Below are 18,066 nucleotides of genomic sequence, written 5' to 3'. Positions count from 1 at the left end.
GTCGTCCCGGCGCGCCCCCTGTGACACGCCGAACGGGCAGCCTATCGGCTCGCCACCACGACCTTTGACTTCAGTGGCAGCTCGCGCGAGGAACGGCCCGCGAACACCTCCCGGCGGCCGGAACCCAGCACCCACGTGTGCCGTTCCGGATCCCACGACGACAGGGCCCTGGCGTCGACGTCGACGGCGACCCGCTGCGCCTCGCCGGGCGCGAGGGTGAGCCGCCGGTAGCCGGCCAGTGCGCGCACCGGCTGGTCGAGCTGGAGCTCCGGGGACGGACCGACGTACACCTGGGCCACCTCGGTGCCCTTGCGGCGGCCGGTGTTGCGGACGGTGAACTCCGCGCGCAGCCCGCCCCGCTCCGGCCGGACCGTGAGCCTCTCGTACTGCCAGGTCGTGTACGAAAGCCCGTGCCCGAAGGGGAACAGCGGCGCCACCTGCTGGGCGTCGTACCAGCGGTGGCCGACGTGGATGCCCTCGGAGTACTCCTGCCGGCCGCCCAGTCCCGGATAGCGCAGCGGGTCGCCGCCGACCGGGGTCGCCCGTTCGTCGGCCGGGAAGGTCTGGGTGAGGCGGCCGCCCGGGTCCACGTCGCCGAAGAGGACGTCGGCGGTGGCTCCCGCGCCCTCCTGGCCCGGGTAGTACATCTGGAGGACGGCCCCGGTACGTGCGAGCCACGGCATGGTCGTGGCGGAGGAGGTGTTGAGCACCACCGTCGTACGGGGGTTCGCGGCGGCCACCGCCTCGATCAGCCGCTCCTGCCCGCCGGGGAGGGCCAGGGAGGTCCGGTCCCTGCCCTCGGTGGCGTCCTCGTAGGCGAACAGGATCACGCTGCGGGCCGATTTCGCCGTCCTCACGGCCTCGGCGAGGTCCGCCGCCCGGCTCGCCCCGGTGGTGTGCCGGAGCCGGAAGCGCTGGCCCCCGTCCCCGCCCCTGGCCGTCACGGCGAGCCGGTGGGTGCCCGCCTTGAGGGCGAGAGTGCGGCGGCGGACGGCCATCCCGTCGGGTGCGCAGCCGAGGAGTCCGCCGGCGAAGTGCTCGGCCATGCCCTGCCGGACGGGGAACAGCTCCTCGCCGTCGAGGCGCACGGCGGGCCGCTGCCCGGTGTAGTGGACGATCAGGGTCCACTCGTCGTCCGCCGCGAGGCGGAACTCGCCCTCGTGGCTCCACTCGCGCCCGGGGGCCACGCTCCGCTCGTCGAGGCCGGCGGCCGGGGTCAGCAGGTGCGCGGGGAGCGGCCGTCCGTACAGGTCCTCGCCGAGGGCGTGGCGGACGGCGGAGCGGTTCCCGGCCCGTTGCCGCAGGGCCGTGAGCGGGGCGGCCGCCCCCTCGGGGACCACGTGCGAGCTGCCCCCGCCGCCGACGAACGGCACCTGGGCGGTGGGACCGATCACCGCGATCGAGCGGGCGGCGGCGCCGGTCAGGGGCAGGGTGCCGGCTTCGTTGCGGAGCAGCACCGCCCCGGCGGTGGCCACCTTGCGGGCGACCCGGGCCCCGGCGGTGGCGTCGCGCGCGGGCCGGGCGGCGGGCCGGGCCGCCAGCAGCCCGAAGCGGTCCATGGTGGTCAGGATCCGGTGGACGGCGAGGTCGACGGCGGCCTCGGTCACGGAACCGCCGCGCACCGCCTCGCGCAGCGGGCCGCCGAAGTGGGTGCCGCCGGGCATCTCCATGTCGAGGCCGGCGCCGATGGCGGCGACGGTGCTGTGGGCGGCGTTCCAGTCGGACATCACCCAGCCGTCGAATCCCCAGCTCCCGCGCAGCAGTTCGTCGAGCAGCGGCTTGTTCTCACAGGCGTGGACGCCGTTGACCTTGTTGTACGCGCCCATCACGGCGCCCGCGCCGGCGGCCACGGCGGCCTCGAAGCCCCGTAGCTCGGTCTCGTGCAGGGTCTGCTCGGCGGCGGTCACGTCGACGGTGTGGCGGCCGTGTTCCTGGTTGTTGAGGGCGAAGTGCTTGACGGTGGCGACGAGCCCTTCGTCCTGGACGCCCCGGACCACCTCCGCGACCAGGTCCGCCGTCAGCCGCGGGTCCTCGGCGAAGGTCTCGAAGTTCCGGCCCGCGTACGGGGTCCGGATCAGGTTGACCATGGGCGCGAGCAGGACGTCCTGGCCGAGCGCCCGGCCCTCGCGGCCGAGGACCCGGCCGTATTCGCGGGCCAGCGCCGGGTCGAAGGCGGAGGCGAGCAGGACCGGCGCGGGCAGTGCGGTGGCGTGCCGGGCGACCCGTACTCCGGCGGGCCCGTCGGCGAGGCGCAGCGCCGGGATGCCCAGGCGCGGTACGCCGGGCACGTAGCCGGCCTGGCCGAGGCGGGCGGGGTCCTGCGCGCCGTGCAGCAGGCTGGTCTTCTCTTCGAGGGTGAGCCGTTCCAGCAGGGCGTCGATGCGGGCGGCGCCTGAGCCCCCGGGCCCGGCGGCGGATCCCCCGGTGGGTCCCGCCGCGGGCGGTGCCTTGGAGAGTCCCGCACCCGGCGGCACGGTGGGGGCGCAGGCCCCCGCACCGAGGGCCGCTCCGACTCCGCCCGCCGCCGCGAGCAGCCGCATCGCCGAACGTCTGGACACGGCCTCGCTCATCGGCGCTCCCTGCGGCGTGGTTCGGCGGGAGCGGCCCGCGCCGGACCGCTCCCCCGCCCACTGTGCGCCGCGCGCCGACGTGCCCGGCCGAGACGCGCCACCGCGGAGCCCAGGTTCAGCCCTCCGGCAGCGGCGGCATCGTGTCGGCGGTCCGGCGCAGCTCGTCCTGCCGCTGGACCCGCGCCTCGGTGCGGTGCCCGCGCGCGATGTAGTCCCGTACGACGGCCTCCACCGCGTCCTGCGGGGATCCGACCCCGGCGAGCACCATCACCTCCACCACGAGCTCGGCATCGAGGCTGATGTTGACCTTGGCCACGGGCGCTCCCTCCATCGTCGTCCGACGGACTCTAGCCGCCGGACGCCCGCGGGTTCCGTGGTTCCGCCCCTTCATCCGGGTTCATCCGGGCGTCTCCTCCAGCCGGCCCGTCCGGCCGACGGACCACGGGCTTGCGCGCTCACCCCCCGCGCGTGCGCCCTGCCGTCGCGGCGGCACGCAAAAGGCCCCCGCTCGGCAGAGCGGGGGCCTTCGCAGCGGCGCCGGGACCTATGCGTTGGGGCGCAGGGTCCAGACGACGGTCATTTCGCCGGTCACGGCCTCGTCCTCGCGCTGGATGGCGATGGTGACCGGGAACTCGGGGCGGCCGCCCGCGTCGAGTTCGGCGATGACCTCGGCGGCCGGGCGGCCGAGGGTGGCGGTGGCGGTGACGACGCCCTTGGCGAGCTTCTTGTAACCGATCTCGGCCTTCACGGCGAGGGGCACGGCGCGCGAGAGCTGGTCGCCGAAGGCGGCCAGGACGATCGCCCCGCTCGCGGACTCGGCGAGGGTGAACATGGCGCCGGCGTGCGGGCCGCCGACGTGGTTGTGGTAGTCGGGCTGGTCCGGGAGCCGGACGACCGCGCGCTCGGGGGTGGTCTCCAGGAACTGGAGGTTCAGGGTCCGGGCCATCGGCACCGTCGCGGCGAGCAGTTCGCCCACGTTCATCTGGTCTGCGCTCATGAACGGCGATGTTACCCGCGAGTAGAAGCTCTTGGCCAGAGCTCTCGAGGGGGCGGCCGTGGCTCCCGGGGTCCGCTCCCACTATCGTTACCGGCCATGTGGCCAGGACAGCAGCAGCCGCCCGGGGGCGAACAGAACCCCCAGGACGCGCACCAGAACCCGTACCAGCAGCAGCCGGGGCAGCCGAACCCGTACCAGCAGCAGCCGGGTTACGGATACCCGCAGCAGCCCGGGTACCAGCCGCCCGCAGGCGTCCCCGGCCAGCAGTGGGGCCCGCCCCAGCAGCCGCAGCAGCCCCAGGGCGGCGGCGGGAGCCCGTACTCGACCAAGACTGTGGCCATCGTCGCGGCGGCCGCCGTCGTCGTGGCAGCCGCCGGGACCGGCGCGTACGTGTTCACCCGGGACGACAAGAAGACCGAGGCCAACGACAAGCCGCCGGCGGCCAGCTCCCCTGCGGCCACCGAGGCACCCGCCCCGGCCGGCAGCAGCCCCAACCCGCGGGCCGGCGGCAGCATGCAGCCCGTCATCCCGGGCTGGAAGGTCGTCGTCAACACCAAGTACAACGTCGCCTACGACGTGCCCCCCGAGTGGAACGTCAACGACTCCGGGGTGTCCCTCTCCATCCACGACGAGGCCGACGGCAAGCCGGTCGTCACGATGTCCGGGACCGCCACCCTGAAGCAGGAGTGGTGCACGGTCGACAAGAACGCGGACGGCACCATGGAGAAGTACTCGCTCGCGGACACCGGCGTCAAGGGTGCCCAGGGCGCCAAGGACACGGCCCAGGTGGCGACCGACAACACCGGCACCTGGGTCTGGGCGGCATACGCCCAGAAGGAGCCCAAGGGAACGGTGAAGGTCACCGAGCCCAAGGAGTACACGACCGCCTCCGGCATCAAGGGCCACACGGCGGTCGCGACCGCGCCGAACGTGAAGAAGGAGAACAAGTGCTCCTCGGACGGCAAGGCGATCGGCTTCGCCTTCAAGAACGCCGTCGGTGACTTCGCCAGCTTCGTGATCGTGGGCGCGGCAGGCGTGAAGGACGAGGTTCCGACCGACGTCTCCGACAAGATGCTCAGCTCGATCCGGCTCTCCACCGGCTGATCTCCGCCTCCGCCTCCGCCGCCCCGGTCCGGGAATCCGTTTGGATTCTCGGCCCGGGGCGGGGATAGTCCGGGGGTGAGTCCTCCCCCCGCCGCAGCGCCCCGTACGCCCGCACGCCGTCGCCGGCCCGAATGGGCGGGCCGCAACTACTCCCTGCTGACGGGCGCGGCGGTCGTCACCAACCTCGGCAGCCACGGGGCCCTCATCGCCGCCACCTTCGCGGTGATGGAGGCCGGCGGATCCAGTGGCGACATCGGCCTGGTCGCGGCCGCCCGTACGCTGCCGCTCGTCCTCTTCCTGCTCATCGGCGGCGCCGTCGCCGACCGGCTGCCGCGCCACCGCGTGATGGTCGCGGCCAACGCCCTGAACTGCCTCTCGCAGGCGGCCTTCGCGCTGCTCGTCCTCACCGGCGACCCCCAGCTGTGGCAGATGATGCTGCTGACCGCCCTGTGCGGCACCGGCACCGCCTTCTTCAACCCCGCGGCCGAGGGCATGCTGCTGTCCACGGTCTCCGGGGAGAACTCCAACCGGGCCTTCGCGCTGTTCCGCATGGCCATGAACGGCGCGGGCATCGGCGGCGCCGCCCTCGGCGGGGCGATGATCGCCGCGATGGGCCCGGGCTGGGTGCTGGCCGTGGACGCGGCCGCGTTCGCCGTCGCGGGCCTGCTGCGCGCGTTCCTCGACGTGAGCCACGTCCCCGGCCGGGCCCCTGGTGGCGGCCTGCTGGCCGACCTGCGCGAGGGCTGGACGGAGGTCCGGACCCGCCCATGGCTGTGGAGCATCGTGCTCCAGTTCTCCGTCGTCGTCGCCGTCGTGGGCGCCGCGGAGGCGGTCTACGGTCCGCTGGTCGCCCGGGACCAACTGGGCGGGGCGGCTCCCTGGGGCGTGGCCCTCGCCTTCTTCGGGGTCGGCACGATCGCCGGGGCCGTCCTGATGATGGTGTGGAAGCCGCGCCGGCTGCTGCTGATCGGCACGCTGTGCGTGTTCCCGCTGGCGCTGCCGTCGGCGGGCCTCGCCGTGCCGCTGCCCGTATGGGGGCTGTGCGCGGTGATGCTCGTCAGCGGAGCCTCGATCGAGGTCTTCGGGGTGAGCTGGATGACCACGATGCACCAGGAGATCCCGGAGGAGAAGTTCTCCCGGGTCTCCGCCTACGACTGGTTCGGCTCCGTGTCGATGCTCCCGCTGGCCACCGCCCTGGCCGGCCCGGCCGAATCGGCCTTCGGCCGCACCGAGGCCCTGTGGGGCTGCGCGGCCCTGGTCATCCTGGCCACGGCCCTGGTCCTCCTGATCCCGGACGTCCGCCACATGACCCGCGCATCCAAAGCGACCCCCCTCCCCAAGCCCCCCACCAGCCCGGCCACCCCGTCGACGGCCGCACCCTCCCACCCCACCGCACCCTCCAGCCCCGCCGGCGTTTGAGGCGCGGGGTCCGGGGCCGAGCCCCGGTCTCCGCGCCCCGCCCGGGGGCACCTCCCAGCGGTAGCTGGGGGAGATCGAGGCGCGGGGCACGACGCGGCAGCACGCCGGCTACCCCAGCGAGAACGCACCCTCCGGCGGAGCCGGAGACGGCGCCGCGTCCGCGTCGGCCACCGGCGCCGCGCCCTTCATGAACCGGACCAGCCCGTCCCCGTACTCCACCCGCGCCGGAAACACGTCACCCGCGCACCGCCGGGCCAGCGCGGCCACCGGGAGCCCGGCATCGGAAGCCAGGAGCACCGCGTTCCCGAACCGCCGCCCCCGCAGCACCCCCGGCTCCGCGACCAGCGCCAGCTCCCCGAACGCCTCCGCGAAGTTCGCCAGTTGTGCCCGCAGGAAGTCGAACGGCGCCCCGTCGGCCAGGTTCGCCGCGTACAGCCCGCCGGGCCGCAGCACCCGCGCCGCCGCCCGCGCGTACTCCACCGACGTCAGCTGCGCCGGCACCCGAGAGCCGCCGAAGACGTCGGCCACCACCACGTCCGCGCTCGCGGCCGGCGCCGCCTCCAGCCAGGCCCGGGCATCGGCGGTGTGCACCGTGATCCCGGACCCCTCCGGCAGCGGCAGGTGTTCGGCCACCAGCTCGACCAGGCCCGCGTCGAACTCGACGACCGCCTGCCGGGATCCCGCCCGGGTCGCGGCCGCGTAGCGGGGCAGGGTGAGCGCGCCGCCGCCCAGGTGCAGGAGGTCCAGTGCGCCTCCGGGCTCCGCGGCGCAGTCCAGGACGTGCGCGAGGCGGCGTACGTACTCGAATTCCAGGTGTTCCGGATCATCCAGGTCCACATACGACTGCGGGGACCCGTCGACGGTCAGCAGCCAGGCCCGCTCCGCGTCCACGTCCGGCATCAGCTTGGCAGTGCCCTGGCCCACGTCCCGGACGACCGGGATCTGTTCGTCGCTCACCCCACCATTGTCGGGCGGACCGCAACGGGACGGTCCGCCAGGGGGCGCGACCGGACCGGACCCGGCTCAGGCGGACCGGACCCGGCTCAGGCGGACCGGACCCGGCTCAGGCGGACCAGACCGCGGCCGCCTCCTCGACGTGCTCCGCCGCCTGAGCCAGACCGGCCCGCGCCGCGGGGTCCCGGCGGGCGGGGTCGAGTACGTTGCGGCCGAAGGCCTTGCGGGCCTCCGCCGACGGGGTGATCAGCAGGACCCGCGCCCCCGCGTCCCGCAGCCGTGCGGCCTGCACGGCCGGCGAGGGGACGAGCCCGGAGCCGAGCGAGATCGGCGCGATGATCACGACGCGGGCGTACCCGGCGGCGAGATCGGCGTTGGTCGCGGAGCGGATGCCTCCGTCGATGAACCGCCGTCCGCCGACCGTCACCGGCGGCCACACCCCCGGCACGGCGCAGCTCGCCGAGACCGCGTCGACGAGCCCCGCGCCGCTCTCCCGGTCGAAGTCGGCCGGTTCGCCGGTGAGCGCGTCCACGGCGGTGACGACGAGCCGCCGCTCGGGCCATTCGTGCGAGACCAGCCGGGCGGCGAGCACCGCGCGCCGGTCGGCCTCCGCCCCGGTGTCCGCGGCCAGGGCCAGGGCGCCGACCCGCTGCCGGTAGGCCGTCGCGTTGCGGGAGCGGACCATCGCGACGGCGTACCGCGCGATCACGCCGGCCCCCAGCTTCGCGGCGATCTCCCCGGTGGCGTCGCCGAGCTGGCGCTCGTACAGCTCCCGCACGGACAGCTGCCCGCAGGTGAGCTGGGCGCCGACCACCGAGCCCGCCGAGGTGCCGACGACGAGGTCGGCGGTGGTGAGGTCGACGCCGGCGCGGGCGAGCCCGTACAGGATTCCGCACTCCCAGCCCACGCCCGTCAGTCCCCCGCCGCCCAGCACCAGTGCCGTCTCGCCGCCCATCGCCGCCCGCCCCTCTGCTTCGCGCATGCCTGTGGTGACGGCAGTCTGGCGCAGCAGCACCGCCGTCACCACAGAGGGGTCCGCCTCAGGTCGGCCGGGTCACCCCAGCACGGCCGTCACGGTTCCCGCGCCGACGGTCCGCCCGCCCTCGCGGATCGCGAAGCCGAGCCCCGACTCCAGCGGGACGTCCCGCCCGAGCTCGACGGTCATCGTGACCGTCTGCCCCGGCCGGGCCACGCCGGCCTCGCCCAGGTCCACGTCCCCCACCACGTCGGCGGTGCGGATGTAGAACTGTGGCCGGTAGCCGGTGGCGACCGGAGTCGTACGGCCGCCCTCGCGCCCGGAGAGCACGTACACCTGCGCGGTGAAGCGCCGCTTGGGCGTCACGCTGCCGGGCGCGGCCACCACGTGCCCGCGGCGCACGCCGTCGCGCGGGACCCCGCGCAGCAGCAGCGCGACGTTGTCCCCGGCCTCGGCGGACTCCATCGGCTTCCCGAAGGTCTCCAGTCCGGTGACGACCGTCTCGGCCGGCTCGCCGTCGCCGCCGAGGATCGCGACGCGGTCGCCGAGGCGGACGCTGCCGCGCTCGACGGCTCCGGTCACGACGGTCCCGCGCCCGGTGATGGTCAGCACGTTCTCCACCGGCAGCAGGAACGGCGCGTCCGTGTACCGCACCGGCGTCGGCACGTACGTGTCCACCGCGTCCAGCAGCGCCTCGATCGCCCCGGTCCACCGCGGGTCGCCCTCCAGCGCCCCGAGCCCGGAGACCCGTACGACCGGCGCGGCGTCCCCGCCGTAGCCGTGCGCGGTGAGCAGCTCGCGGACCTCCAGCTCGACCAGGTCGGTCAGCTCGGGGTCCCCGGCGTCGGCCTTGTTCAGCGCGACGACGATGTGGTCGACGCCGACCTGCCGGGCGAGCAGCACGTGCTCGGCCGTCTGCGGCATGACCCCGTCGAGGGCGGAGACGACGAGGATCGCCCCGTCGAGCTGCGCGGCCCCGGTGACCATGTTCTTGATGTAGTCCGCGTGACCGGGCATGTCCACGTGGGCGTAGTGCCGGGTGTCGGTCTCGTACTCGACGTGCGTGAGGTTGATGGTGATGCCGCGCCGGGCCTCCTCGGGGGCCCGGTCGATGCGGTCGAAGGGCACGAAGGAGGCGCCGCCGCGCTCGGCGAGGACCTTGGTGATGGCGGCGGTGAGGGTGGTCTTGCCGTGGTCGACGTGACCCATGGTGCCGATGTTGAGGTGCGGCTTGGTCCGCACGAAGGCCGTCTTGGCCATGATGTCTTTTCCCGTTGCTCGAAGCGTGATCGGGACCCCTGAACCGAGCCGACCCTCCCCCTGCGGGGTCCGCCGGACGATCCGGGAAGGGTCAGCTTCGTGCGCCGTCGAATGCGGCGAAGGCCTCTGCGGGAAATGCGAATGCGGCAGCCTTCGGCGCGTCCGCGACTGCGGACGGCGCTGCGGGGAAGGCGAACCGGGACATGCCCCTGATCCTGCCGGACCGCCCCGGGCCCGTCGACTGGATTTCGGCGCCGTCGGAGGTAACTTGCCCCTGTGACGGGTGCGGATGACGCGGAACCCACCTCGGTCGTCGTGCGGTTCAACGACTGCATCAACCGCCGGGACCTCGGCGGTCTCGCCGGCCTGATGCCGCCGGACCACACCTTCGTCGACACGCGGGGAGCGGTCGTTTCGGGCCGGGAGAGCTGCCTCGAGGCGTGGCGCGGCTTCTTCGCCTCGTTCCCGGACTACCGGAACGCCTTCGCCTCGCTCACCGCGCGGGAGGACGTGGTGACGGTCGTCGGGCACTCGGTGTGCTCCGAGCCGGGCCTCGAAGGACCGGCACTCTGGACCGCGCGGATCCGGGACGGCCAGGTCGTCGAGTGGCGCGTCCACGAGGACACTCCGGACGTCCGGAGGAGGCTGGCCGTCCAGGAGGGCCGGTAGCCCCTCGACGCCCGCGGCCGCCCTCTACGTCCCGTCCTCGGCCGATCTCTACGAGGGGGGAAGGTTCTTGAGCGCCTCGCGCACGGACAGCGGGGCCAGGGAGCCGCGTTCGGCCTCGACGAAGGCGCGTACGGCGCCGGGGTCGGTCTTCGCGTACTCCCGCAGGGACCAGCCGATGGCCTTGCGCAGGAAGAAGTCCGGGTGGCCGGCCCGGAGGCGGCAGTAGGCGAAGAGGCGCCCGGTGTCGGTGGCGGCCTTGTAGCGGAGCTGGTGCAGCAGGGCGGCGCGGGCGAGCCAGAGGTCCTCGTCCTCGATCCACTCGTCCATCACCTCCGCCAGCGCCGGGTCGGCGGCCACGAGCGGGCCGACCGTGTGCGCGGCCAGCAGGTCGACGGTGTCCCACCAGGGGACGGTGACGATCAGGTGCCGGACCACCGGCAGGAAGCCGGAGGAGCACCGGGAGACGTGGCGGCGCAGGTAGTCCACCGCGAAGTAGTGGTACTCGCGCTCGGGGAGCCGCCAGCAGCGCAGCGCGAGCGCCGCGCAGTCCGCCTCCGACGGCTTGGGGGTGTCCCGGGTCACGGCCTCCGACAGTTCCCGGCGCAGCGGCGACGGGATGCCGAGGAAGGGTGCGACGTCCTTCATGTACGCGGTCATCGCCTCGGCCCGCGCGGGGTCGGCGGCTGCCGCGTACGTCCTGGTCAGCCGGTCCAGCAGGGTGTCCGCGAGGGGGCTGCCGGGAACCCCCGGGGGGCGCCGGCCGTTCGACGGCATGAGGCCCAGATTACGGCGCGACGCCGCATACGTCGGCTAGTCTCCCGGGATGTCCCTCCTCCTCGCGCCGTGGACCCGGCTGTCGCTGCTCGTCGTGCTGCTCGTGGCGGCCGGCGTGTGCGTGCTGCTGTTCGAGCCCCAGCGCCTGCTCTCGGAGGGCTGGCCCCCGGGCCTCCCGGTGGGCACGGCGGTCCTGCTGTTCGCAACCGCGTACGGTGTGTGCGCGGCGGCCTTCGTACCGCGCCCCCTGCTGAACCTGGCCGCGGGAGCCGTCTTCGGCACCCAGTTCGGCCTCGTCGCAGCGGTCGGCGGCACCGTCCTCGGCGCCGGGATCGCCTTCGGCCTCGGCCGGATCATGGGCCAGGAGGCTTTGCGCCCGTATCTGCGCGGCCGCTGGCTCGAGACGGCGGACGGCCAGCTCAGCCGGCACGGCTTCCGCTCGATGCTCGCCGTCCGGCTCTTTCCCGGCGTGCCCTTCGTGGTGGCCAACTACTGCGCGGCGGTGTCCCGCTGCGGCTGGGGCCCCTTCCTCCTCGCGACGGCCCTCGGCGTCGTGCCGAACACCACCGCGTACGTGATCGCCGGGGCCAGCGCCTCCTCCCCCGGTTCGCCCGCCTTCCTGGTCTCCTTCGGCTTCATCGTGGTCTCGGTGGTGGCGGCCGGAGCCGTCGCCTGGCGCAAGCGGCACCGCCTGACACCCCCGCGAGCCCGGGATTCGGCGTACGAACTGACGCCCCAGCACCCCCCAGTGGTCAGTGGCACTTCGCACGGGCCCTAGCATCGGACGCGAACTGCCCGACGATCACAAGGACGAGCGCACCCCGACATGAGCTGGTTCGAATCCCTAATCCTCGGTCTCGTCCAGGGGCTTACGGAGTTCCTCCCGATCTCCTCCAGCGCCCACCTGCGGCTGACCGCGGCGTTCGCCGGCTGGCACGACCCAGGAGCGGCCTTCACCGCGATCACCCAGATCGGCACCGAGGCTGCCGTCCTGATCTATTTCCGCAAGGACATCGCGCGGATCATCTCCACCTGGTTCCGTTCCCTGTACACGAAGGCCCTGCGCTCCGAGCAGGACGCCAAGATGGGCTGGCTGGTGATCGTCGGCTCGATTCCGATCGGCGTCCTCGGTCTGGTCTTCAAGGACGCGATCGTGGGTCCGGCCCGCGACCTGCGGCTGACGGCGACCACCCTCATCGTGATGGGCATCGTGCTCGGCGTCGCCGACCGGCTGGCCGCACGCGATGAGGAGGGCGGCCGGCACCGCGCCATCCGCGAGCGCAAGACGCTCAAGGAGCTCAGCGTCAAGGACGGCCTGATCTTCGGTGCCTGCCAGGCGATGGCCCTGATCCCGGGCGTCTCCCGGTCCGGCGCGACGATCTCCGGAGGTCTGCTGCTGGGCTTCACCCGCGAGGCCGCGGCGCGGTACTCCTTCCTCCTCGCCATCCCGGCCGTCCTGGCCTCGGGCGCGTTCGAGATCCTGGACGTGGTCGAGGAGCCGGGCCACATCTCCTGGGGTCCGACGATCTTCGCCACGGTCATCGCCTTCTTCGTGGGCTACGCCGTGATCGCGTGGTTCATGAAATTCATCACTACGAAGAGCTTCATGCCGTTCGTGATCTACCGGATCCTCCTCGGCATCCTGCTGTTCGTGCTGGTGGGAGCCGGTGTGCTGAGCCCGCACGCGGGCGAATCCGGCGGCTGAACCAGGGCCGTACAGGTAGCGCTATCTAGCATTTCCTAGCGCCTGATTGCAGCACCACGCCATGATCATCTCCCACTCGTCTCCCACCCAGGAGACCGGGAGACGATCAGCCAGAAGTGCGCACCTGCAAAGTCGGGAGCAGAAAGGAGGGCCCGCACAGCTGCTGCTGTGCGGGCCCTTCCGCGTGGCGGCCGGCCCGGGTCAGTCGAGGCTGAGGCGCGCCAGTAGGCCCTGGACACGGCCGGCGAGCGCCTTCTCCGGGTCCGGGCTGATGGTGGCAAGTGCCACTGCGGCCGTCACGATGACGTCGCTCAGCTCCTTCTCGACGAGCCGCCAGCGCGGGCGGTGAGGAAGTCGAGGGTGTAGCGGTCGGGGTTGCCGTAGTCGGCCAGGCCCATGAGCTTGCCGGAGCTGGTCCAGTTGCCGAGTCCGAGGTGTTCGGCGACGGTCTCGTAGAACCAGCCCAGCGACTGGCTGAACGGGAACTGGCGCAGGACCTTCAGTCCCTTGGCGGTGCCGTGGGCGAGGGTGGCGGAGAGGCCGTCGCCGGAGCCGTCGACCACCAGGACGGCGGCCTCGTCGAAGCCGCTGGGGTGGAAGGCGGAGGCGGCGTGCGCGAGGTGGTGCTCGACCACGGTGACCTGCCGGGGCCGGTGGTGGCCGAACAGGGCGGGGGCGAGGAGTTCGGCGATCAGCTCGGCGTCCGTGCAGATGTTGCTCGGCGTAGGCCAGGCCGGGTTGAAGGCGATGGCGATCTCGTCAATGTCGGCCAGGGTGATGCCGGCCTCGGACAGGCAGTAGGCCGCGGCCACCGCGCAGGAGCGGGAGTCCTTGTGGTGCTTGCGGCGGGAGAAGCGCTCCTCCTCGGCGAAGGCGACCACCTTCCCGTCGATGACCAGGCAGGCGGAGGGGTGGAAGCAAAGGGGGAGGAGGGGGCGGCGGTACGGGCCGATTCGGCTGGTGCCCGTCGTCCCCGATCGGCGACCGGTGGTTCCCCTCCACGACCCTTGCCACAGCAGCCTCCTCAAGGCCTGGGTTCTCCACTGCAGAAGCGGAGGCCCGCGATGCACGAGGGCGCACATGCGCCTGTACACCTGTACGCCTGCTGCATACAACCCAGCGACTGGGTCGCTCGTCAGCCTTCGAGCGGGCGGCCCTGTGCTGCCCGCAGGCGGGCCAGACCGGAGATCCGCGTGCGAGCAAGTGGCAGTTCGTCTTCGGGGGTCGGGAGCGTGACGGGCATGGACCACACACCGCTGGTCTGGGAGGCGATGCCGAGCGCGACCATCACCTCGGCGAGTCCCATGCCGTGGCCGGGACAGGGAGCCCGACCACGGTGAGTACGTCGGTGCAGCCGGCCTCCTTCCCGGCAACCAAGGCGCGGATCTGGACCTTGGTTGCCGTCCCGCGCAGCGGTAATCGCGGAGCCAACTCAGCCCTCTACCGCATTGCCCTCGTCCCGCATGTCCAGAGACGCCCGCGCCAACGAGTTTGCCGCGGCGGCGGACCGTTCCGACTTTCCTGCCGGTGGATGTCGGCCGGTGATCGGCCGCGTCCAGCTGCTCGGCGAGCGGGAAGCTGCCGCCATAATGGGAGGCATGCCCTCCAGCCCGCACCACCCCGCACCCGCGTCGAAGAACCTCTCGGGCACGGACGCCGAGGACCTCGCGCTGTACCGGGAGAAGTTCCGGTGCCGTCTGCCGGAGTCGCTGGACGAGTTGCACGGCCCGACCCAGGGGATCGTCGAGCTGCCGCTGCACATGGCCTGGTCCGGGATGACCTCGTACGACCTGGGCAAGCCGCGCCAGCGCATGGGCCTGTACCGCACTGTCTTGCATGAGGGCCTGCACGACGACCTGCCCCGCTACCTCAACCAGGACCTGCTCCTCCAGCTGTGGCCGGTGCTGCGCACTCTCGTCGGCCGCACCGTGCGCACCGTGTGGGAGGACGCCTTCGCTCAGCTCGCCTCCCGCACCCAGGCAGCCGCGTGACGGACATGCCGGAGCTGCACGCGCGGCTCCTGGCGGATGTGATCGCCCTCGGCTCCCCGTATCCCCTGGTCCTCACTGGCGGGTATGCCGTGCGGGCGCACCGCCTCGTGAACCGCCCCAGCCAGGACCTCGATGTCGCCCGGCGCCCATGGCCGACATCGCGGCCACGCTCCGCGCCGGCCTGGAAGCCCGCGGCTGGAAGGTGCACGCGCTGGAGACCGCCCCGCTGTCCGCCCGCTTCACCGTGACCGACCCGGCCACCGGGCAGGACTGCGAGGTCGACATCCTCAAGGAGATCTTCTGGCGGCCGGTCGCCCAGAGCCCGTACGGGCCCGTCCTCGCGGGGGAGGACGTGATCGGGACCAAGGTCCGCGCCCTCGCCGACCGCGGAGCGCCCCGTGACCTGATCGACGTGTTCGCAGCCTCCCGCCGTTGGAACACCGCCGATCTCGAGGAATTCGGCCGTCGCCACGCCCGCGGCCGCTTCGAGGGCGAAGACCTGCAGGCAAACCTCGCCGGATCCGAGTGGACCGACGACGAAGCCTTCGCCGCCTACGGCCTGGACCAGGCCACCATCACCGCTCTTCGTGCCTGGGCCGTGGAGTGGGCCGACGACCTCGCGGCCCGACTCCTCGAAGAGTCGGATGATCCGGAAATCGACTGATCACATCTGGCCGACCACCGGAAACGGGAGCCCGGGGAAGCCGAGCGAGGGGCAAGTACGGTGCCGTGGAAATATCCCCACGGCACTGGGCAAACTGACCTCTCACGGGCGATACGACCAACATCCGACTCCTCCGGGCAGCCAGGCCACGCCTCGAAGGTAGAGCTCGGCAAGCACTTCGGGCGTCCGCGCTCTGAGAACTGACTTCCCTCGAGCCCGCAGTCTGACGACGTTCTATCAGCGCGGACGACCGCCGCTGAGGTGGCGAAAAGAAGAGCTCCTCGCTCGCCAACACTGCTCTTCCAGTGGCCTGACCAGCCAGCCCGCCGGCGCACCCGACACGCCATCAAGGGTGCGACCTCATCGTCGCGTCACTACCGGCGGAGGAGGGACTGGGACTGGCGATCGCCAACCGGCTCCGCCGCGCTGCTGGGCCCCGAACCACCGTGTGACCAGCGCCGACGCCCTGCCCTTACTGCTACTGGCGGCAGCCTACGAGCGGGCACCAGCCATCGCACCGTCTGGTCCCGCCGGAGGTCGCCGGATCGAGCCACGCTGACGGCCTTGTCATCACACCCAGGCGCCGGGCGAGGGCGGTCTCGGTGCGGAACCTCAGCGCGCGCCGGTGCTGCCCCGCCCCGTACGGCGACCGGTCCAGGACCCTCCATTCGTCGTCCACGTCCGCACAACGAGCCAGGCGCCGCCCGCGCTGTCGGCCGAACGAGGGCGGACCGCCCGGGATCACTCGCCGCCCCCGCCGTTCCGGGCCTGCGCCAGCAGCGCCGCCACGACGTCGTCCGTCCCGTCCTCGATCTGTTCAACGAGCCTGTGCACCACGTCGCCTGCGCCGGGACCGAGGACCTGCCGGGTGAGGCGTTCCATCGGCTCGGGGTCGGTGCCGCTGCCGGGGCCGGTGAGTTCCACCCGTGTCGGCCAACGCGAGGCGAAGATTTCCGGCCCTGTCGGCGCCTCGGTCGCCTCCGCTTCGGCGAGCGCGCGGTAGACCGAGGCGACCGAGGGGTGCTGGCCACGGGCGATGCCCGTGAGGCCGAGGAGAAGGTCAAGGACGTCTTCAAGCACTGATCCTCATGCGGCAGGGCCGGGACCGCAGGAGCGGTTCCGGCCGGGCTTCGTGTCCGCGCGCTGTCGGCCGGGGTCAGGCGGCGGCGAGCTGGGGCCGGCGCAGTTCTGCCCGGCCGAAGAGGAGGGCGTGGCCGCCCGGGAGCTGGCGCAGGATGCGGGCACCGCCCTCACCGACCTTCCCGACGCCGCCGCGGCGGCCGTCGGCGAACTGAACCGGGCCCTGGCCGACAACGACGCAGCCCGCCTCGTCCGGCCCCTGACCGACACCCGGGCCCATCTGCGCCCCGAAGACCGGGCCCTCGTCGATCGCCTCGACGCCATGACCCGACACACCGACCACCTCCGCCGGGACAGCGTGACCGGCGCGGCACCTGACCTCGGGTACAAACCGCAGCTCGCCGAGGCCAGGCAGCTGCGTTGTTCGTACGCGGCCCTGATTCGCTATGCCGCGGATCCCCCCGACATCACGCAGGAGCCGCTGTTCGGGTCGAGCGGTACGGGCTCTGGGACAGCCTTACGTTCCGGTCTCGGTGCCGCGGGTAGTACGGGTCAGGCCGGGGTGATGTTCTCGGCCTGGGGGCCCTTCTGGCCCTGGGTGACGTCGAACGTCACGGTCTGGCCCTCCTGGAGCTCGCGGAAGCCCGAGGAGTTGATCGAGGAATGGTGGGCAAGACGTCCGGGCCGCCGCCGTCCTGGGCGATGAAGCCGAAGCCCTTCTCCGCGTTGAACCACTTCACAGTTCCCGTAGCCATGTCTGATGCCTTCCAGCCGATGAACGCCTCCCGCTCCATGCGGAAGGCGGAGATGATCGTCCTGGTTCCTGCGGCACAGCACAGCAAAACGCCCACGCCGAAGGCGTGGGCAAGGGGAACTTCCGAACCACGACAGCTGACGCAGACGCTATACGTCCACAACGGACTGTCACCAGGCGAACGAACGCGCGCCGCAACCCCAAAACGCTCGAGTGGGCGTGCCCGCCATGCCGACGAGCACGCCCGCCTCAGGCTGCCGTCCGTGGATGCCCGGGAAGCGCTGAGCGGCGGTGCTCGGCGTTGACGCGCTGCGCTTCTTCGAGCCGGACTTCGAGCATCACGATCCGGCAGGCCGCCTCGATGGGGGTGCCGTGGTCGACGAGTTCGCGGGCGCGGGCGGCGATCCGCAGCTGGTAGCGGGAGTAGCGGCGGTGTCCGCCGGCGGAGCGGAGCGGTGTGATGAGGCGGGCCTCTCCGATGGCGCGGAGGAAGCCAGGCGTGGTGCCGAGCAGCTCTGCGGCCCGGCCCATCGTGTAGGCGGGGTAGCCGTCGTCGTCGAGACGGCCGAACGAATCGTCTGCTGTCATCGCACCTCACTGCGAAACAGGTAGGGAAAGGGGTCGGAACACGGGGAGGGGCCCTGGCGCGTACAGCACCAGGGCCCCGAAGGAACTGCTACACCATCTGCCGGCCCTAGTCCTGCGCCGGCCTACTGTTTCCGCCGACCCGACCGACATGCTGCCGGGAACGCGGGGATCGCGGTTGCTTGACCGGAGACCACCTCACTATCGATGTCCTGCGGTACCCGGACTCAGCACTTACGCCCGGGCGATCCTGATGGCGCCTCAACTCCTCCGTTCTTCCCTCGGCGATCAACTGCATACCAAACGGGAGAGACTGCGAACTGCGGGAACTGCACTCACTGCGGATACTGCGAACTGCTGGTGGCCTGCGTCAGCGCCACTCTTCGGCAGCCAGCCCCGTTGCCCATCCTGCGTCTGCTCTGGCTTGGAACCCCACTGCCGAACTTCCCGGTGCGCGCGTCCGCAGCCGACGCCTTCACCGAGGTGCTGCTCACTGACTTCACTGCTGGTACTGCACTTCACTGCTGGTACTGCGCACTGCACTTACGGGTACTGCCACTGCTC

The 18,066-nt window shown here is 72.5% G+C and carries 18 protein-coding genes and 3 pseudogenes; 8 read left to right on the top strand and 13 right to left on the bottom strand.

Annotated features, from left to right (window positions below):
• Window positions 1–41: 41 nt before the first annotated feature.
• The 3 genes from RIU97_RS33560 to RIU97_RS33550 all read right to left on the bottom strand — a co-directional run bounded on the left by RIU97_RS33560 (window position 42) and on the right by RIU97_RS33550 (window position 3,567).
• A complete protein-coding gene (locus RIU97_RS33560; protein ID WP_404961259.1) occupies window positions 42–2,570 on the bottom strand; it encodes a beta-glucosidase in 2,529 nt (842 codons plus the stop codon).
• Window positions 2,571–2,685: 115 nt separating this feature from the next.
• Window positions 2,686–2,886 (bottom strand): type II toxin-antitoxin system VapB family antitoxin, encoded by a 201-nt coding sequence (locus RIU97_RS33555; RefSeq protein WP_404961258.1) that lies wholly within the window; start codon window positions 2,884–2,886, stop codon window positions 2,686–2,688.
• 228 nt (window positions 2,887–3,114) lie between these two features.
• Window positions 3,115–3,567, bottom strand: a complete 453-nt coding sequence (locus RIU97_RS33550; RefSeq protein WP_181382609.1) for a DUF4442 domain-containing protein — start codon at window positions 3,565–3,567, stop codon at window positions 3,115–3,117.
• A gap of 96 nt (window positions 3,568–3,663) precedes the next feature.
• Here RIU97_RS33550 and RIU97_RS33545 point away from each other — a divergent pair, with 96 nt between their 5' ends.
• Entirely contained in the window at window positions 3,664–4,671 is a 1,008-nt protein-coding gene (locus tag RIU97_RS33545; RefSeq protein ID WP_404961257.1) for a hypothetical protein, read from the top strand.
• Window positions 4,672–4,746: 75 nt separating this feature from the next.
• Window positions 4,747–6,090: an MFS transporter gene (locus RIU97_RS33540; protein ID WP_404961256.1), complete on the top strand. Its 1,344-nt coding sequence runs from the start codon at window positions 4,747–4,749 to the stop codon at window positions 6,088–6,090.
• A gap of 108 nt (window positions 6,091–6,198) precedes the next feature.
• Here the strand turns inward: RIU97_RS33540 and RIU97_RS33535 are convergent, their stop codons facing one another.
• The 3 genes from RIU97_RS33535 to tuf all read right to left on the bottom strand — a co-directional run bounded on the left by RIU97_RS33535 (window position 6,199) and on the right by tuf (window position 9,280).
• Complete coding sequence (locus RIU97_RS33535; RefSeq protein ID WP_404963034.1) at window positions 6,199–6,990, bottom strand: spermidine synthase; 792 nt, start codon at window positions 6,988–6,990, stop codon at window positions 6,199–6,201.
• Window positions 6,991–7,153: 163 nt separating this feature from the next.
• Window positions 7,154–7,999: a patatin-like phospholipase family protein gene (locus tag RIU97_RS33530; protein ID WP_404963033.1), complete on the bottom strand. Its 846-nt coding sequence runs from the start codon at window positions 7,997–7,999 to the stop codon at window positions 7,154–7,156.
• A 99-nt stretch (window positions 8,000–8,098) separates the two neighbouring features.
• The gene (gene tuf, locus RIU97_RS33525; protein WP_404961255.1) at window positions 8,099–9,280 is read right to left on the bottom strand and encodes an elongation factor Tu; all 1,182 of its coding nucleotides are present in this window, start codon (window positions 9,278–9,280) and stop codon (window positions 8,099–8,101) included.
• 276 nt (window positions 9,281–9,556) lie between these two features.
• Here tuf and RIU97_RS33520 point away from each other — a divergent pair, with 276 nt between their 5' ends.
• Window positions 9,557–9,949: a nuclear transport factor 2 family protein gene (locus tag RIU97_RS33520; protein WP_404961254.1), complete on the top strand. Its 393-nt coding sequence runs from the start codon at window positions 9,557–9,559 to the stop codon at window positions 9,947–9,949.
• A 48-nt stretch (window positions 9,950–9,997) separates the two neighbouring features.
• On the opposite strand, the gene RIU97_RS33515 is transcribed toward RIU97_RS33520, so the two are convergent.
• Entirely contained in the window at window positions 9,998–10,723 is a 726-nt protein-coding gene (locus RIU97_RS33515; RefSeq protein ID WP_404961253.1) for a DNA alkylation repair protein, read from the bottom strand.
• 49 nt (window positions 10,724–10,772) lie between these two features.
• On the opposite strand from RIU97_RS33515, the gene RIU97_RS33510 reads away from it, so the two are divergent.
• Together RIU97_RS33510 and RIU97_RS33505 are read left to right on the top strand one after the other, a co-directional pair.
• Window positions 10,773–11,501: a TVP38/TMEM64 family protein gene (locus RIU97_RS33510; protein WP_404961252.1), complete on the top strand. Its 729-nt coding sequence runs from the start codon at window positions 10,773–10,775 to the stop codon at window positions 11,499–11,501.
• A gap of 48 nt (window positions 11,502–11,549) precedes the next feature.
• Window positions 11,550–12,428 (top strand): undecaprenyl-diphosphate phosphatase, encoded by an 879-nt coding sequence (locus RIU97_RS33505; protein ID WP_404961251.1) that lies wholly within the window; start codon window positions 11,550–11,552, stop codon window positions 12,426–12,428.
• Window positions 12,429–12,739: 311 nt separating this feature from the next.
• Here RIU97_RS33505 and RIU97_RS33500 read toward each other — a convergent pair whose 3' ends face one another.
• The gene (locus RIU97_RS33500) at window positions 12,740–13,456 is read right to left on the bottom strand and encodes a carbamoyltransferase N-terminal domain-containing protein (RefSeq protein ID WP_404961250.1); all 717 of its coding nucleotides are present in this window, start codon (window positions 13,454–13,456) and stop codon (window positions 12,740–12,742) included.
• 107 nt (window positions 13,457–13,563) lie between these two features.
• Window positions 13,564–13,734 (bottom strand): DUF6042 family protein, encoded by a 171-nt coding sequence (locus RIU97_RS33495; RefSeq protein ID WP_171053193.1) that lies wholly within the window; start codon window positions 13,732–13,734, stop codon window positions 13,564–13,566.
• Between the two features lie 292 nt (window positions 13,735–14,026).
• On the opposite strand from RIU97_RS33495, the gene RIU97_RS33490 reads away from it, so the two are divergent.
• The 3 genes and pseudogenes from RIU97_RS33490 to RIU97_RS33480 all read left to right on the top strand — a co-directional run.
• Window positions 14,027–14,419: a hypothetical protein gene (locus RIU97_RS33490; protein ID WP_404961249.1), complete on the top strand. Its 393-nt coding sequence runs from the start codon at window positions 14,027–14,029 to the stop codon at window positions 14,417–14,419.
• A 5-nt stretch (window positions 14,420–14,424) separates the two neighbouring features.
• Window positions 14,425–15,083: pseudogene (locus RIU97_RS33485) on the top strand (nucleotidyl transferase AbiEii/AbiGii toxin family protein).
• A 347-nt stretch (window positions 15,084–15,430) separates the two neighbouring features.
• A pseudogene (locus tag RIU97_RS33480) lies at window positions 15,431–15,535 on the top strand (Sua5 family C-terminal domain-containing protein); the annotation flags it as partial.
• A 289-nt stretch (window positions 15,536–15,824) separates the two neighbouring features.
• Here the strand turns inward: RIU97_RS33480 and RIU97_RS33475 are convergent.
• From RIU97_RS33475 to RIU97_RS33460, 4 genes and pseudogenes are all read right to left on the bottom strand, one after another.
• Window positions 15,825–16,163 carry a hypothetical protein gene (locus RIU97_RS33475; protein ID WP_404961248.1) on the bottom strand — a complete coding sequence of 113 codons (339 nt, stop codon included), beginning with the start codon at window positions 16,161–16,163 and terminating at the stop codon, window positions 15,825–15,827.
• Between the two features lie 76 nt (window positions 16,164–16,239).
• The gene (locus RIU97_RS33470; RefSeq protein ID WP_404961247.1) at window positions 16,240–16,497 is read right to left on the bottom strand and encodes a hypothetical protein; all 258 of its coding nucleotides are present in this window, start codon (window positions 16,495–16,497) and stop codon (window positions 16,240–16,242) included.
• 218 nt (window positions 16,498–16,715) lie between these two features.
• Window positions 16,716–16,918, bottom strand: a pseudogene (locus RIU97_RS33465) (cold-shock protein).
• Between the two features lie 248 nt (window positions 16,919–17,166).
• On the bottom strand, window positions 17,167–17,505 hold the full coding sequence (locus tag RIU97_RS33460; RefSeq protein ID WP_404961246.1) for a MerR family transcriptional regulator: 339 nt from the start codon (window positions 17,503–17,505) through the stop codon (window positions 17,167–17,169).
• Window positions 17,506–18,066: the final 561 nt, after the last annotated feature.

The sequence above is a fragment of the Streptomyces sp. 147326 genome (assembly GCF_045000215.1).
Classification (GTDB): domain Bacteria; phylum Actinomycetota; class Actinomycetes; order Streptomycetales; family Streptomycetaceae; genus Streptomyces.
The sequence above is the reverse complement of the archived record's forward strand: the minus strand, read 5'-3'. Positions and strand labels throughout refer to the sequence as shown.